Raw genomic sequence first — 14,368 nt, forward strand, 5'->3', positions numbered from 1 at the left:
TATGTATGATCGGTCACATGATGCGGAGAGCGAACTAGAGAGCGCATGTCCAAGATCCCTCGCATTCTCGTCGTCGACGACGACGCCGAAATCCGCAACCTGCTCGACCGCTATCTGAGCGGACAGGGCTTCCGCGTCGCCACCGCCTCCGATCGCCACGACTGTACCGAGCGGATCGCCGAAACCGCGCCCGACCTCATCGTGCTCGACGTGATGCTGCCCGACGGCTCGGGGCTCGACATCTGCCGCGAGCTGACGGCGCGCCGCTCGCCGATCCCGGTGATCCTGCTGACCGCGCTCAAGGAGGACGTCGACCGCATCATCGGCCTGGAGCTCGGCGCCGACGACTATCTCGGCAAGCCCTTCAACCCGCGCGAGCTGACGGCTCGCATCCGGGCGGTGCTGCGCCGCTCGGCGCAGATCGACACCGTCGACGACGAGACGGTGATCCACCACTTCGCCAACCTCTGCGCCGAGCCGCGCCTGCGGCGCGTGACGCGCGACAACGGCGAGGAGATCATCCTCACCGGCGCCGAGTTCGACCTTCTGCGCACCTTCTTGGAGCGGCCGGGGCGGCTGCTCTCGCGCGACCAGCTCCTCGACCTCACCCAAGGGCGCGATCGCGACCCGATGGACCGGTCGATCGACGTTCTCATGAGCCGCCTGCGCCGCAAGCTCGGCGACAGCCCCGACGGTCCGTTCTTCAAGACCGTGCGCAACGGCGGCTATCAGCTCACCGTTCCGGTGCGCAGCGAGCGGACCTGATGCGGTCGTTTCGCGCCCGCATCATCGCTCTTCTCATCATCGCCATCGCGCTCGTCGTGACGCTGGCGACCATCGCGGCGCTGTCGGTGCTCGGCGCGCCCAAGCTGTCCAACATCATCGACCCCCTCGCGCAGGAGATCGCCGCGCTCGCGACGCTCGCCGAGCGCGATCCGGAGGGGATCGCCACCACCAAGCTCACCGTGCGCACCGCCCCGATCCGGGGGCGGCCGGACCCGCCGCTCTCCGACGCGCTGACGGCGGCGCTCGCGGAGCTCGGAAGCGCGCGGACGGCGAAGGTGAGCGAGGTCGATCCCGACGGCCCCCTCGTCGTCTCGGTGGAGCTTTCGCAGGGGCGCTGGCTGATCACCCCCATCCCCCGCCTCGGCCCGCCGCCCGGGGGCGGCATCGTCTTCGTCGGCTGGATGGCGCTGATCGTCATCGGCACGGCGGGGGTCGCGGCCTTCGCGGCGTCCAAGGTCACGCGGCCGCTCAAGATGATCGAGGCCGCCGTCGCGACCGTCAGTCCCGACGGCGTGCTGCCCCACGTCCCCGAGGCGGGGCCCTTGGAGCTGAGGGCCACGGCGCATGCGCTCAACCGCCTGTCGGCCCGGCTGAAGCTCGCCATGGAGAGCCGGGTTCGCCTCGTCGCCGCCGCCGGCCACGATCTCAGGACGCCGATGACGCGGATGCGGCTGCGCGCCGAGTTCCTGCCCGAGGAGGAGCGGCACAAGTGGCTCGCCGACCTCGAGGAGCTCGACCAGATCGCCGACAGCGCCATCCGCCTCGTGCGCGAGGAGGTGACGCAAGACGGCGCCGAGCCGGTGAGGATCGATCGGATCGTGGGTGAGATCGTGGAGGAGCTGACGATCCTCGGCATGCCGGTCGAGGCACCGATCCTGGAGCCCGCGAAGGTCGAGGCGCGGCCGCTGGCGCTGAAGCGGGCGCTGCGCAACCTCATCATCAATGCCGCCACCCACGGCCACGGCGCGACGGTGCGGGTGGAGCTCCACGGCACCCGCGCCGTGATGCTCGTGACCGACGAGGGCCCCGGCATTCCCGAAGCGATGATCGGGCAGGTGTTCGAGCCCTTCTTCCGGGCCGACCAGGGGCGGCGCAAGTCGATGCCGGGGGCCGGCCTCGGCATGGCGATCGCCAAGGAGATCGTGGAGCGTTTCGGCGGCGCGATCGGCGTCACCAACCGCTCGCCGCACGGGCTGATGCAGACGGTTTCCTTCCCCGCCGTCGACGTCGTGTCGGAGCCGGCGGTGCGCCGGACCGTCACCGCCCCCTTGGTCTGGCCCGCCCACACCGGCTGATACGCGCGATCGTCCGGACGGGGGTTGACTCGCTTCAATATATCTGGATATCAAGAATTATGGACGAGACAGAAATCACCCTCGCCTTCGCCGCGCTCAGCCAGCCGACACGCCTGCGCGTCTTCCGGGCGCTGATGCAGGCGGCGCCGGAGGGAATCGCCGCAGGCACGCTGTCGGACATGCTCGATGTGCGCCAGAACACCATGTCGACCAACCTCGCCGTGCTGCTCAACGCGGGCCTCATCCGGCGCGAGCGCCACGGCCGATCGATCTATTATTTCGCCGATCTCGCCGGCATCCGCGCTCTTCTGAGCTACCTGCTGCAGGACTGCTGCGGCAGCCGGCCGGAACTCTGCCAGCCCGTCATCGAGGCGCTGTCCGCCGACGGGTGCCGTTAGGGCCGCTTCCATGGGCACGCGACCGTCGACCCGCTTCCAGCACCGCTTCCGCTCGCGCATTCCGGGCGGAAAGCGGCCTCCCGTCTCCTGAATGCGCGCCGGCCCCGCCGACCTCATCCACACGGTATCGCCATGAGCCTTTCCGAACCCTCGCCGATGGGCATCTTCGAGCGCTGGCTCACCCTCTGGGTGGCGCTCGCCATCGTCGCCGGCCTCGTCGTCGGCAACCTCGCCCCCGGGCTCGTCGGGCTGATCGCGGCGACCGAGGTGGCGTCCATCAACCTCGTCGTCGCGATCCTCATCTGGGCGATGATCTACCCGATGATGGTGGGCGTGGACCTCGCCGCCGCCGTCGACGTGGCCCGCCGCCCTCGTGGCCTCGTCATCACCCTCGCGGTCAATTGGCTGATCAAGCCGTTCTCGATGGCGGCGCTCGCGGTGCTGTTCTTCGACCACGTGTTCGCCCCGCTCATCTCGCCGCAGGACGCCGCCCAATATATCGCCGGGCTGATCCTGCTCGGCGCGGCGCCGTGCACGGCGATGGTGTTCGTCTGGTCCCAGCTCACCCGCGGCGACGAGACCTACACGCTCGTGCAGGTGGCGGTGAACGACCTCATCATGGTGGTCGCCTTCGCCCCCATCGTCGCGCTGCTCCTCGGCGTGACCGACATCGCCGTGCCGTGGGAAACGCTCGTCCTCGCCACCGTGCTCTACGTGGTGCTGCCGCTCCTCGCCGGCCTCGCGACGCGGCGGGCGCTCGGCAGCGAGGCGGCCATCGCCCGCTTCACCCACCGCGTGAAGCCGCTGTCGATCGCCGGCCTCGTCGCCACCGTGGCGATCCTCTTCGCCCTCCAGGGCGCGGTGATCCTCGCCGAGCCGTTCCGCATCGTGCTCATCGCCGTGCCGATCGTCATCCAGAGCTATCTGATCTTCGCGGTCGCCTACGGCGCGGCCTATCTCCTCGCCGTGCCGCGGCGGATCGCGGCGCCGTGCGCGCTGATCGGCACCTCGAACTTCTTCGAGCTCGCGGTGGCGGTGGCGGTCAGCCTCTTCGGCCTCACCTCCGGCGCGGCGCTCGCCACGGTGGTGGGTGTGCTCGTGGAGGTGCCGGTCATGCTATCTCTCGTCGCTCTTGCCAATCGCACGGGCCATCGCTTCGCCGAGGCCTGAGGGAGAGGACCGATGGTCACGATCTACCACAACCCGAAGTGCGGCACCTCGCGCAACACGCTGGCGATGATCCGCCAGGCCGGCATCGAGCCGGAGGTGATCCTCTATCTGGAGACGCCACCGACCCGCGAGCGCCTCGTCGAGCTGATCGGCGCCATGGGCGTGCCGGTCCGCGAGGTGATCCGCGAGAAGGGCACGCCCTACGCCGAGCTCGGTCTCGACGACCCGGCGCTCTCCGACGACGCGCTGATCGACGCGATGGTCGCCCACCCGATCCTCATCAACCGGCCCATCGTGGTGTCGGAGAAGGGGGTGCGCCTGTGCCGCCCGTCGGAGAAGGTGCTCGACCTCCTCGACGCCGACATCGGCCCCTTCACCAAGGAGGACGGCGAGGTGGTGCGCTGAGGCGACCTTGAGAGACGCCGGCGGGCCGGCCACAGTGGCGCATCCGTCACCAGCGAAGGCCCGTCGATGACCCTGTCCGCCAACTGGAGCTACCCGACCGCGATCCGCTTCGGCGCCGGGCGCATCGCCGAGCTCGCCGGGGCCTGCCGCCGGGCCGGCATCTTGCGCCCCCTCTTCGTCACCGATCGCGGCCTCGCCGCGCTGGCGATGACGGGCGAGGCGATCGCTCTCCTCGAGGCCGAGGGCCTCGCCCCGGGCGTCTTCAGCGAGGTGCAGTCGAACCCCACGGACCGGAACCTTGCGGCCGGCCTCGCCGCCTACCGGGCGGGCGGGCACGACGGCGTGGTGGCCTTCGGCGGCGGCTCGGCGCTCGACCTCGGCAAGCTCGTGGCCTTCATGCCGGGCCAGACCCGGCCGGTGTGGGACTTCGAGGACGTCGACGACTGGTGGCGCCGGGCCGACGCCGACGCCATCGCACCCGTCGTCGCCGTGCCCACCACCGCCGGCACCGGCTCGGAGGTGGGCCGCGCCTCGGTGCTCACGAACACCGAGAGCCACGTGAAGAAGGTGATCTTCCACCCAGAGATGCTGCCGAAGGTGGTGATCGCCGACCCGGTGCTGACGGCGGCGATGCCGCGCCCGATCACCGTCGGCACCGGCATGGACGCCCTCGCCCACGCGCTGGAGGCCTACTCCTCGCCCTTCTTCCATCCGATGTCGGAGGGGATCGCTCTCGAGGGGATGCGCCTCGTCAAGGAGAACCTGCCCCGCGTCGCCGAGGCGCCGGACGACATCGAGGCGCGCGGCAAGATGCTCGCCGCGGCGATGATGGGCGCCGTCGCCTTCCAGAAGGGGCTCGGCGCGATCCATGCCATCTCCCACCCGATCGGCGCCCTCTACGACACCCATCACGGCATGACGAACGCCGTGGTGATGCCCTACGTGCTCGCCGCCAACCGTCCGGCGATCGAGGAGAAGATGACGCGCCTTGCCGCCTTCCTCGGCCTTGCCGGCGGGTTCGACGGGGTGCTGGGCTGGATCCTCGAACTGCGCGACCGGCTCGGCGTGCCCGCCACCCTCGCCGCGTTCGGCGTCGACGACGCCCGCTTCGCCGAGATGGCGGAGATGGCCGTGGCGGATCCCACCGCCGGCGGCAATCCGGTCCCCGTCACCGCCGCGAGCGCCGCCGCCCTCCTGCGCGCCGCCCACGACGGAACGCTCTGACCCGCCGCGGCCGGCGATCGGAGCGAAACGGTACGGATTGACGCACCGGGCAAACCGGCCTTTCCTCTCGGGCACCCAACCTCGGAGGAGACCATGGATCTTGCCCCCGCGATGGCGAAGCTCTCCAGCGTCGAGGCGCGCGCCGCGATCCGCTCCGGTCGCCACCGGCGCCACACGGCCGGCCTCGCGCCCGGCTGCCTCCAGGCGAACCTCGCGATCCTGCCGGAGGCCTACGCCCTCGACTTCCTCCGCTTCTGCCAGCGCAATCCCAAGCCGTGCCCGGTCGTCGGCATCACCGACACCGGCGATCCGATCTTCCGCACCCTCGGCGCCGAGGTCGACGTGCGCACCGACGTGCCACGCTACCGCGTCTTCCGCGACGGAGTGCTCGACGGCGAGGTCGACGATCTCCTCGGCCTCTGGCGCGACGATCTCGTCGCCGTGGCGCTCGGCTGCTCCTTCACCTTCGAGCACGCGCTGGCGGCCGCCGGCATCCCTATGCGCCACATCGACGAGGACATCACCGTGCCGATGTTCCGCACCGACATCGCCTGCGTCCCGGCAGGCCCCTTCGCGGGCACCATGGTGGTCTCAATGCGGCCGATTCCGGAGGACCGCGTGGACGAGGTGAAGGCGATCTGCGCCCGCTATCCGCTCGCCCACGGCGGGCCGGTGCACGTCGGCGATCCCGCCGCCATCGGCATCGCCGACATCGCGGCGCCCGATTTCGGCGACTCGCTGCCGCCCCGCGCCGGCGAGGTGCCCGTGTTCTGGGCCTGCGGCGTGACCCCGCAGAACGTCATCGTCAACGCGCGGCCCGATTTGTGCATCACCCACGCGCCGGGACACATGCTCATCACCGACGTGGACGAAGGGGCAGAGACCCCCATCACCAAATAGCAAGAGGGAGACCCGATGACCCGACTGATGACCGCCACCGCGCTCGCCGCCCTCCTCACCACACCGGCGCTCGCGGAGGAGCTGTCGGTGGTCGGCAGCTGGTCCGGCCTGCCGCTCCACAAGCAATACGAGGCCCCCTACTGGACCGAGACGCTGCCGGACGCCTCCGGCGGCGACATCACGGTCCAGCTCACCACCCACGACCAGATGGGTCTCGGCCTCGGCGACGTGTTCACCCTGCTCGGCCAGGGCGTCTACGATGTCGGCATGACGGTGGCCGACTACGCCGTCGCCGACGCGCCCGAGCTCGAAGGGCTCGACGTGCCGCTCGTCGCCCTCACCGCCGACAAGGCGAAGGCGATGGTCGACGCCGCCCGCCCGATGGTGGAGGACATCTTCCACGACCGCTTCAACTCCGAAGTGCTGGCGATCGCCCCCTATCCGCCGCAGGTGGTGTTCTGCAACGCCGACATCTCCGGCCTCGACGATCTCGCCGGCAAGAAGATCCGCGGCTCCGGCCGCATGACCACGAAGTTCCTGGAGGCGCTCGGCGCGGAGGGCATCAACGTGTCCTTCTCCGAGGTGCCGGGGGCGCTGCAGCGCGGCGTGATCGACTGCGCCGTGACGGGCGCGGGCTCCGGCTACTCCGCCGGCTGGTGGGAGGTCTCCACCCACCTCCTGCCGATCCCCCTCGGCGGCTGGGATTCGGTGGTGACGGCGATGAACCTCGACAAGTGGAACAGCCTGTCGTCGGAGACCCAGAGCCTCATCAAGGACACCATCAAGGCCGACTTCGAGGATCCCGCCTGGGCCTCCGCCCAGGGCGCTCTCGACAACGACATCGCCTGCCTCACCGGCGACGGCGAGTGCGCGTCGGGCGAGGCGCGGTCGATGACCCTCGTGGAGGCCACCCCAGAGGACATGGCGAAGGCGCGGGAGATCCTCGAGAGCGAGGTGCTGCCCGCCTGGGCCGAGCGCGCCGGGGCCGAGTGGGCGACCCGCTGGAACGACACCGTCGGCAAGACGGTGGGCGTGACGGTGCCCGTCAACTAGGTGGCGCTGCTCGCCACCTTGCGTCGACTGAACCGCGTCGTCGCGCTCGTCGCCGGCGGCGCGGTTCTCCTGTGCGCCCTCTTCATCCTGGTGGAAATCGTGCTGCGCCAGCTCGGCCACTCGCTCGGCGGCTCGGACGAGATCTCCGGTTACGTGATGGCCGGCGTCACCACCTGGGGCTTCGGCTTCGCGCTGGTGGATCGGGCGCACGTGCGCATCGACGTGGTGCGCGGCAGGCTGCCGGCGCCGGGGCGCGTGCTCTTCGACCTCCTGGCGCTGGTGGCGCTGTCGGCGGTGGCGGTGCTCGTCGCCTTCCGCGCCTGGCCGGTGCTCGCCCGCTCCATCGCCAACGCCTCGCGCGCCAACACGGTGCTCGAGACGCCGCTGTGGATCCCCCAGGCGATCTGGTTCGGCGGCCTCGTGTGGTTCGCCGTGATGGGCTGCCTCCTCGCCGTGGTCGGAGCGGGCCTCTTCCTGTCGAGCCAATTCGCCGAGGCGGAGGCCGCCATCGGCCCGCCGCACGAAGGATAGACGATGATCACAGCCGTCGCGGCCGGGCTCATCGGCCTCCTCGCCCTCTCGATCCCGGTCGGCGTCGTGCTGTTCCTGCTCGGCGTCGGCGTGTCGGAGTTCTACAGCGCCTTCCCGCTGCTGCGCGGCCTCGGGCAGATGGTGTGGTCGGCGATGAACTCGGCCACCCTCATCGCGATCCCCCTCTTCGTGCTCCTCGGCGAGATCCTGGTGCGCGGCGGCGTCGCGGCCCGCACCTATTCGGCGCTCGACCGGTGGGTCTCGTGGCTGCCCGGCGGCCTCGTCCACGCCAACATCGCGACGGCGACGATGTTCTCGGCCACCTCCGGCTCGTCCGTCGCGACGGCGGCGACGGTCGCCACCGTCGCGATGCCGCAAGCCGAGCGCCTCGGCTACGATCCGCGCCTGTTCTCCGGCGCCATCGCGGCGGGCGGCACGCTCGGCATCATGATCCCGCCGTCGATCAACCTCATCGTCTACGGCTTTCTCACCGAGACCTCGATCCCCCAGCTCTTCCTCGCCGGCCTCGTGCCGGGGCTCCTCCTCGCGGTGGGCTTCTCGGCGGTCACCGTGCTCCTGTGCCTGTGGCGGCCGGCGCTCGGCGGCGAGCGGCGCAGCTACGGCGGGGCCGAGCGGCTCCGGGCGCTCGTCGAGCTCCTCCCCATCATCCTGCTCTTCACCGCGGTGGTGGGCTCGATCTATGCCGGCATCGCGACGCCGACGGAGGCGGCGGCGGTGGGCGTCGCCGCGGCCTTCCTCATCGCCGGAGCGTTCGGCGGGGTCGACCTCGCGATGATCCGCGAGGCGCTCGTCGGCACCATCCGCATCACCGCCATGATCATGCTGGTGGTGACGGGCGCCGCCTTCCTCAACTTCACCCTCGCCGCCGCCGGCCTCGGCAACGAGCTGCGCGCCTTCATGACCGGGCTGGGGCTCGAGCCGCTCTCCACCCTCCTCGTCATCGTGGCGATCTACATCGTGCTCGGCTTCTTCATCGAGACGTTGTCGCTGATGGTCGTCACCATCCCGATCATGGTGCCGATCATCGTCGAGCTCGGCTACGACAAGGTGTGGTTCGGCATCCTCATGATCGTGCTCGTGGAGATGGCGCTGATCACCCCGCCCGTCGGCCTCAACCTCTACGTGGTGCAGGGGGCCCGCCGCTCCGGCTCGCTACGCGAGGTGATGGTGGGGTGCATCCCCTACGTCCTGGTGATGCTCGTGATGGTGGCCGCGCTCGTCGCCGTGCCCGACCTCGCCCTCGTCCTGAACGGTCGATAGGGGCGCCTCGACGTCACGAGACGTCGCGCGTCGCGGTCCTCAGATAGTCGATGATCGCCGAGAAGTCCCGGCCCGCGCCGCCGTGCTCCTCGAAGTACCGGTAGAGCGCCAGGGCGTGCGCGCCCATCGGGGTGGCCTGGCCCGCCTCCGCCGCCGCCTGCTGCGACAGGCCGAGATCCTTCAGCATGAGCTCGGTGGCGAAGCCCGGCTTGTAGCCGTTGTCGGCCGGGCTCTGCGGGCCGGTGCCAGGCACCGGGCAGTAGGTGTTGACCGACCAGCACGAGCCCGACGAGGTCGACATCACGTCGAACGCCGCCTGAGCGGAGAGGCCGAGCTTCTCGGCGAGGGCGAACGCCTCGCAGGTGCCGATCATCGAGATCCCCAGCAGCATGTTGTTGCAGATCTTGGCCGCCTGCCCCGCGCCGCCGTCGCCGCAATGGACGATCCGGCCGCCCATCTCGTCGAGGATCGGGCCGACCTTCTCGAACGCCTCGCGCGAGCCGCCGACCATGAATGTCAGCGTCCCCGCGCTCGCCCCGACGGTGCCGCCCGACACCGGCGCGTCGACCGCCAGGAGCCCCGCCGCCGCGGCGAGCTCATGGGCCTTCTTCGCGCTCGTGACGTCGACGGTCGAGCAGTCGACCGCGACGGCTCCCCGTCGCGCCGCCGGTATCATCTGCGCATAGACCGTCAGCACGATCGGGCCGTTCGGCAGCATGGTCACGACGAAGTCGGCATCGGCGACGGCCTCCGCCACGCTCGCCGCGGTGGCGATCCCTACCTCCCGCGCCGCCGCCATCGCCTCGGGCACGGCATCGAAGCCCGTCAACGCGTAGCCGGCGTTCTTGAGGTTGATCGCCATCGGCAAGCCCATGTTGCCGAGCCCGATGAATGCGACAGTGCTCATATGATGTCCTCCCCCCTTCAAGCGTCTCGTTTTGCGCACCGGAGCGCGGCGCGGGAGGGCCGGCCGAACCGCACGTCACCCGCGAGAGGGCACCCTACACCGGAGCGCACGCAAAGGGTCGCGCCACGGCGACGGGGTGTGAGGCCTGAGGAGGAATCCGCCGCGGGTGCTCTTGTGGCGAGCGCCCGCGGCGACGGGGGTGGTTACATCGAGCCCGACTTCGCGGCCTCGATCATCGCCTTCACGGAGCTGCGCACCTCGCTCGGCAGATCCTGCTCCTTGAGGTTCAGGAAGCCTTCCACGATCAGATCGCGGGCGAGATCCTCGCTCATTCCCGAGGACATCAGGTAGGCCATCTTCTCCTCGCTGATCATGCCGACCGAGGCTTCGTGCGAGAGCTGCGACTTCGAGTGGCGGGCGAGCAGCGCCGGAACCGAGAGGATCTCGCCCTCGTCCGTCATCTTCAGGCCGTCGCAGCCGAGGAAGCCGTAGGTGTCCGCCGCCTCGCCCACGAGCCGGGCCTCGTTGGTGATGCTGCCGCCGGCCGTCACCATCCGCGTCAGGCTTTCGGAGCGGGCGCCCTTGCCGTTGAGGTGGGTCTCGCTCCGCATGATCCGGTTGGCACCCGCCGGCGCGAACACGACGGAGTGGTCGTTCGCCACCGCGTTCTCGCCGAGGAAGCTGACGCTGTTCGAGGCGTGATGCTTCACCGGGGCGACGAGCACCTGGTTGCTGCTCACCCGCGCCCCCGCGCCCACCTTGGTGCGGTTGTAGCTGTGGATGTCCATGTCGACGCCCCACTGCTCGATGGTCAGCGAGCGGCACACGGCACCTTCGTGGATGTAGGCCTCGCCGATCGAGACGTGGTGGCCGGCGCGCACGCTCTCCGGCACCGCCGAGCCGGAGATCATCTCGACCTCGGCACCCTTCTCGATGACGGTGATGTCGTGGATGAACTGGCGACCCTGCGGCGTGCCGATGACGGAGAAGGTCTGCAGCGGGAGACGCACCTTGGCGCCCTCGCGGACACGGACGAAGTGCCCGACGGGGTCTTCGGTGCGCTCGGCGGCGAGCTTCACGTGCTCGTTCTCGTCGGGCGAGATGAGACCGAACATCAGGTCCTGCACCCAGCTATAGAGCCCGAGCGCATCCTTCAGCGGCATGATCTCGACCTGGGGATCCTCGCTGTGCACGTAGCGCACGCTCTGGTCGACGAGAATGCAGGTCCCGGAGCGCCGGGCATCATCTTCGTAGCCCACGGGCGCCAGGAAATTCCGCTCTTCGTTGCTTAGGGCGGGCATTGATTTTTCCGTCAGCATGACTGCCTCCAGTGGTGGGACGGATTATTGGGCAGAACTCAAGCCGTCATGGCTGCATCGTCTTGTAGCCATGCTTTTGAATGCTCTCGAATAGGGCACGTGGCTCACCGGAGCGTACGATGTGCCCGTCGATCATGACATGACCTACATCAGCCTCGATGTAGTCGAGAATGAACCCGGTATGGGTGATGATCAGCGCCGATCTCGCCTCCCCGGCCCGGTTCGGCGTGCGCATGAGACGGTTTATCGCATCCCCCACGGCCGAGATGTGCTCGAGGTCGACGCCGCTCTCGGGCTCGTCGAACAGCAGAAGGCGGGGATCTTGGAGGAAGAGCTTGAACACCTCCCAGCGTTTCACCTCGCCGCCGGAGAAGCCGACATTGATGTGCCGGGCGGCGAAGTCCGCGAGGTCCAGCGACGCCGCCTCGCGGTGCAGGATGTCCGCCGAGCCGAGCGTCTGACTGAAGTCCTCGACGGTGACGCCGTCGATCGCCGGCGGGCGCTGAAACGCCATGCCGATACCGCGGCGGGCGCGCTCGTCGATCGCGAGGCCGTCGATCCTCTCGCCGCCGAGACGGATCTCGCCGGCGCTCACGACGTAGGGCGGAAGCCCCATGATCGCGGACAGCAGCGTGGACTTGCCCGACCCGTTCGGACCGAAAAGGACGTGCACCTCGCCCGCGCCGATCTCCAAGTCGACGGCACGCAGAATGGGCACGCCCTTGGCCGCCACATCGAGACCACGGATCCCGAGAATTTGCTCGGCCACGACGCAACCTCCCTTCGTTCATTGGGATGGAAGTGTCACCATTCCATCCTATTGCGCGCAACAAATAGTCTGCAGTAACGCCGCGCCGACCATCCCGACCGCGTGAACCGGACGATCGGGACGGCCGTCGCAGCGCCACCGCGGCGGCCGGCTCGCCTCAGTCGAGGCCGAGCTTGCCGCGCAGCGTGGAGAGGTCTTCGGCCAGCGTGTTGACGCGGCTCGCGAGCAGCGCGCGGTCCGAGTCGGTCAGCTTCTCGTAGCTCTCGAAACCATGGTCGGTCTTGTACTTCGCCAGAGTCTCGTCGACCTGGTCGAAGTTCGCCTGGACCTTCGCCACGAAGTCCGGGTCCTGCTCGCTCACGATGGGCTTCAGCAGCTCGAAGATCTTCTCCGAACCGTCGAAGTTCGCCTGGAAGTCCCACAAATCGGTGCGGCTGTAGCGGTCTTCCTCGCCCGAGATCTTGGTCGCGGCGACCTCTTCCATCAGCGCCGCGGCACCGCCGACGACCACCTCCGGCGGGAAGGTCAGGCTGTTGATGCGGTCGTTGAGGTCGGTCACGTCGGCCTGGAGCTGATCGGCGTACTCGCCGAGCCCGTCGGTCGTGTTCTGCTCCCAGAGCACGTACTCGATGCGGTGGAAGCCGGTGAACTTCGGATCCTTCTCGCCCTGCTCGTAGTCGTCGGCGCGGGCGTCGATCGACACGTCGAGGTCACTGAACAGCTCGGCGATGGGCTCGACCGCCTCGTAGCTGGTGCGGGTCGGCGCGAACAGCGACTTCGCCTTCTCCACGTCGCCCGCCTTGATCGCGGCCACGAACTCCTCGGTGTCCTTCACAAGCTCTTCGGTATTCTCGGCCACGTAGATCTTGTACTCCGTGATCGGCTCGACGAGTTCGAGCGTCACATCGGCGGCAAGGGCCAGGCCGTATGCGGCGGTGGACGCCACGACGCTGGCTGCGACAACCGGGATCAGTCTCATGGTTGCGTTTCCTTTCTGGTCTCACGATGGAGAGGTTGCGCGGCGACGGACGGCCTCCACGAGGGAGCGTCCGAGGTAGTCGCCGGGATCACGCACGCCAGGCAGAGCGTAGAAGTAGCCGCCGCCGACGGGCTTGATGTATTCTTCGAGAGGCTCGCCGTTGAGGCGGTTCTGGACCGCGATGAACCCCTTCTCGAGGTCCGCCTGGTAGGCGATGAAGAGGAGCCCCTGATCGAGCTGACCGGACGAGGCGACGCCGTTCGAATAGTTGAAGGCGCGGCGCAGGATCAGGTTCTCCTCGCTCGCCCGCGTGCGCGGGTTGGCGAGGCGGATGTGGGCGTCGAGCGGGGTGATCGCGCCGTCCGGATCGCTCGCATAGTCGGGCGTGTCGTACTCGGTGGCGCCCGGTCCCGCGCCGAGCGGGGCCCCGGTCGCCTTGGCACGACCGAAGATCTCCTCCTGCTCCCGCAGCGGCGTGCGGTCCCACCGCTCCACGAAATTGCGAATGATGCGGACGGCCTGATAGGTGCCGCCGTGCGCCCACTCCGGCTCGTCGTTGTGAGGGCCGACCCAGACGATCTCGTTCATCAGCGCGGTGTCGGTGGAATTGGGGTTGGCCGAGCCGTCGTGAAAGCCGAGGAAGTTGCGCGCGGTCGGCTCGCGCCCGTCCTCCATCGGCGCGGCGACGGGCACGCTGCCCTCCTGGCTCCAGCGCAGCACCATGAATTGAGAGAGATTCTTCACGATGTCCCGCAAGGCGTGGATGTTGGTGTCCTGCAGGTTGGCGTTGAACTGGATCGCGAGGTCGCCGTGGCAGATGTCGCGGTCGAGCGCGTCGTTGGGGAACTGCGTCATCCGCACCAGTTGGCGCGGCTTGAGCGGGGCGAGCCACGGCCGCCCTTCGAACAGCGACGCGCCGAACGACACCGTGATGGTGAGGTTGTCCGGCTCGATGACGGGACCGAGGATGCCCGAATCCGGCGGCGGCAGCTTCGGATCGGCCGTTGGCGTTTCGCCGCCGTGCATCAGGAAGGAGATGCGCTCGGTGAGAAGGCGAAGCATCGTTTCCAGATCGTCCGGCGACTGCACGATCAGGTCGAAGGCGGTGACGAGCCCGGCGGCCGGGCGCGCCGTGGTGATGCCCGCCTGGTGGATGCCGTAGAAGGACTGGCGCTGCAGCTGATCCGCGTTGCCCTTTGGCGCGACCGCGACCTGTTCGTCGCCCTCGCTCCCGGCGAGGGCACGCCCGCCGGCGAGGGCGACGGCACCGGTGCCGAAGCCGACGAGGACCTGACGGCGGCTCGCGCCGCGGGGATGGTGTTTCGGTCGGGAGGGTTTGAATGTCGTCATG

Annotated in this window: 15 protein-coding genes; 10 read left to right on the forward strand and 5 right to left on the reverse strand. The window is 69.2% G+C overall.

Annotation, left to right across the window (positions count from 1 at the left end):
• The first annotated feature begins 45 nt into the window (after positions 1-45).
• The 10 genes from JCR33_RS22285 (at position 46) to JCR33_RS22330 (ending at position 9,043) form a co-directional block, all read left to right on the forward strand.
• Entirely contained in the window at positions 46-765 is a 720-nt protein-coding gene (locus JCR33_RS22285) for a response regulator (protein ID WP_198884345.1), read from the forward strand.
• Positions 765-2,081, forward strand: coding sequence for an ATP-binding protein (locus JCR33_RS22290; protein ID WP_198884346.1), 1,317 nt, complete (start codon positions 765-767; stop codon positions 2,079-2,081). The genes JCR33_RS22285 and JCR33_RS22290 overlap by 1 nt, the downstream gene beginning before the upstream one ends.
• Positions 2,082-2,140: 59 nt before the next feature.
• Positions 2,141-2,479, forward strand: coding sequence for an ArsR/SmtB family transcription factor (locus tag JCR33_RS22295; RefSeq protein WP_198884347.1), 339 nt, complete (start codon positions 2,141-2,143; stop codon positions 2,477-2,479).
• Between the two features lie 132 nt (positions 2,480-2,611).
• Positions 2,612-3,649: an ACR3 family arsenite efflux transporter gene (gene arsB, locus JCR33_RS22300; RefSeq protein WP_232372761.1), complete on the forward strand. Its 1,038-nt coding sequence runs from the start codon at positions 2,612-2,614 to the stop codon at positions 3,647-3,649.
• Positions 3,650-3,661: 12 nt separating this feature from the next.
• Entirely contained in the window at positions 3,662-4,054 is a 393-nt protein-coding gene (gene arsC, locus JCR33_RS22305; RefSeq protein ID WP_198884348.1) for an arsenate reductase (glutaredoxin), read from the forward strand.
• A 66-nt stretch (positions 4,055-4,120) separates the two neighbouring features.
• Entirely contained in the window at positions 4,121-5,278 is a 1,158-nt protein-coding gene (locus tag JCR33_RS22310; RefSeq protein WP_198884349.1) for an iron-containing alcohol dehydrogenase, read from the forward strand.
• Between the two features lie 93 nt (positions 5,279-5,371).
• A complete protein-coding gene (locus JCR33_RS22315) occupies positions 5,372-6,178 on the forward strand; it encodes a putative hydro-lyase (RefSeq protein ID WP_211110516.1) in 807 nt (268 codons plus the stop codon).
• 15 nt (positions 6,179-6,193) lie between these two features.
• The gene (locus tag JCR33_RS22320) at positions 6,194-7,231 is read left to right on the forward strand and encodes a TRAP transporter substrate-binding protein (protein WP_198884350.1); all 1,038 of its coding nucleotides are present in this window, start codon (positions 6,194-6,196) and stop codon (positions 7,229-7,231) included.
• Positions 7,232-7,762 carry a TRAP transporter small permease subunit gene (locus JCR33_RS22325; protein ID WP_198884351.1) on the forward strand — a complete coding sequence of 177 codons (531 nt, stop codon included), beginning with the start codon at positions 7,232-7,234 and terminating at the stop codon, positions 7,760-7,762. It abuts the gene before it with no gap.
• A 3-nt stretch (positions 7,763-7,765) separates the two neighbouring features.
• A complete protein-coding gene (locus JCR33_RS22330; protein WP_198884352.1) occupies positions 7,766-9,043 on the forward strand; it encodes a TRAP transporter large permease in 1,278 nt (425 codons plus the stop codon).
• A 13-nt stretch (positions 9,044-9,056) separates the two neighbouring features.
• Here the strand turns inward: JCR33_RS22330 and mmsB are convergent, their stop codons facing one another.
• The 5 genes from mmsB to efeB form a co-directional block, all read right to left on the reverse strand.
• The gene (gene mmsB, locus JCR33_RS22335; protein WP_269751248.1) at positions 9,057-9,971 is read right to left on the reverse strand and encodes a 3-hydroxyisobutyrate dehydrogenase; all 915 of its coding nucleotides are present in this window, start codon (positions 9,969-9,971) and stop codon (positions 9,057-9,059) included.
• A gap of 182 nt (positions 9,972-10,153) precedes the next feature.
• Positions 10,154-11,251: a SufD family Fe-S cluster assembly protein gene (locus tag JCR33_RS22340; RefSeq protein ID WP_198884354.1), complete on the reverse strand. Its 1,098-nt coding sequence runs from the start codon at positions 11,249-11,251 to the stop codon at positions 10,154-10,156.
• Between the two features lie 64 nt (positions 11,252-11,315).
• Entirely contained in the window at positions 11,316-12,038 is a 723-nt protein-coding gene (locus tag JCR33_RS22345; protein ID WP_198884355.1) for an ABC transporter ATP-binding protein, read from the reverse strand.
• 157 nt (positions 12,039-12,195) lie between these two features.
• Positions 12,196-13,017 (reverse strand): iron uptake system protein EfeO, encoded by an 822-nt coding sequence (efeO, locus tag JCR33_RS22350; RefSeq protein WP_198884356.1) that lies wholly within the window; start codon positions 13,015-13,017, stop codon positions 12,196-12,198.
• Positions 13,018-13,038: 21 nt separating this feature from the next.
• Entirely contained in the window at positions 13,039-14,367 is a 1,329-nt protein-coding gene (efeB, locus tag JCR33_RS22355) for an iron uptake transporter deferrochelatase/peroxidase subunit (protein ID WP_198884357.1), read from the reverse strand.
• Position 14,368 lies beyond the last annotated feature (1 nt).

The sequence above is a fragment of the Acuticoccus mangrovi genome (genome assembly GCF_016411865.1).
Lineage (GTDB): Bacteria > Pseudomonadota > Alphaproteobacteria > Rhizobiales > Amorphaceae > Acuticoccus > Acuticoccus mangrovi.

Bases quoted from the DNA above. Each gene is read 5' to 3' on its own strand.
- arsB (WP_232372761.1), top strand. From the start codon at position 2,612: ATGAGCCTTTCCGAACCCTCGCCGATGGGCATCTTCGAGCGCTGGCTC.
- efeO (WP_198884356.1), bottom strand. From the start codon at position 13,017: ATGAGACTGATCCCGGTTGTCGCAGCCAGCGTCGTGGCGTCCACCGCC.
- efeB (WP_198884357.1), bottom strand. From the start codon at position 14,367: ATGACGACATTCAAACCCTCCCGACCGAAACACCATCCCCGCGGCGCG.
- JCR33_RS22290 (WP_198884346.1), top strand. From the start codon at position 765: ATGCGGTCGTTTCGCGCCCGCATCATCGCTCTTCTCATCATCGCCATC.
- JCR33_RS22310 (WP_198884349.1), top strand. From the start codon at position 4,121: ATGACCCTGTCCGCCAACTGGAGCTACCCGACCGCGATCCGCTTCGGC.
- JCR33_RS22320 (WP_198884350.1), top strand. From the start codon at position 6,194: ATGACCCGACTGATGACCGCCACCGCGCTCGCCGCCCTCCTCACCACA.
- JCR33_RS22330 (WP_198884352.1), top strand. From the start codon at position 7,766: ATGATCACAGCCGTCGCGGCCGGGCTCATCGGCCTCCTCGCCCTCTCG.
- JCR33_RS22285 (WP_198884345.1), top strand. From the start codon at position 46: ATGTCCAAGATCCCTCGCATTCTCGTCGTCGACGACGACGCCGAAATC.
- JCR33_RS22340 (WP_198884354.1), bottom strand. From the start codon at position 11,251: ATGCCCGCCCTAAGCAACGAAGAGCGGAATTTCCTGGCGCCCGTGGGC.
- JCR33_RS22315 (WP_211110516.1), top strand. From the start codon at position 5,372: ATGGATCTTGCCCCCGCGATGGCGAAGCTCTCCAGCGTCGAGGCGCGC.
- arsC (WP_198884348.1), top strand. From the start codon at position 3,662: ATGGTCACGATCTACCACAACCCGAAGTGCGGCACCTCGCGCAACACG.
- JCR33_RS22295 (WP_198884347.1), top strand. From the start codon at position 2,141: ATGGACGAGACAGAAATCACCCTCGCCTTCGCCGCGCTCAGCCAGCCG.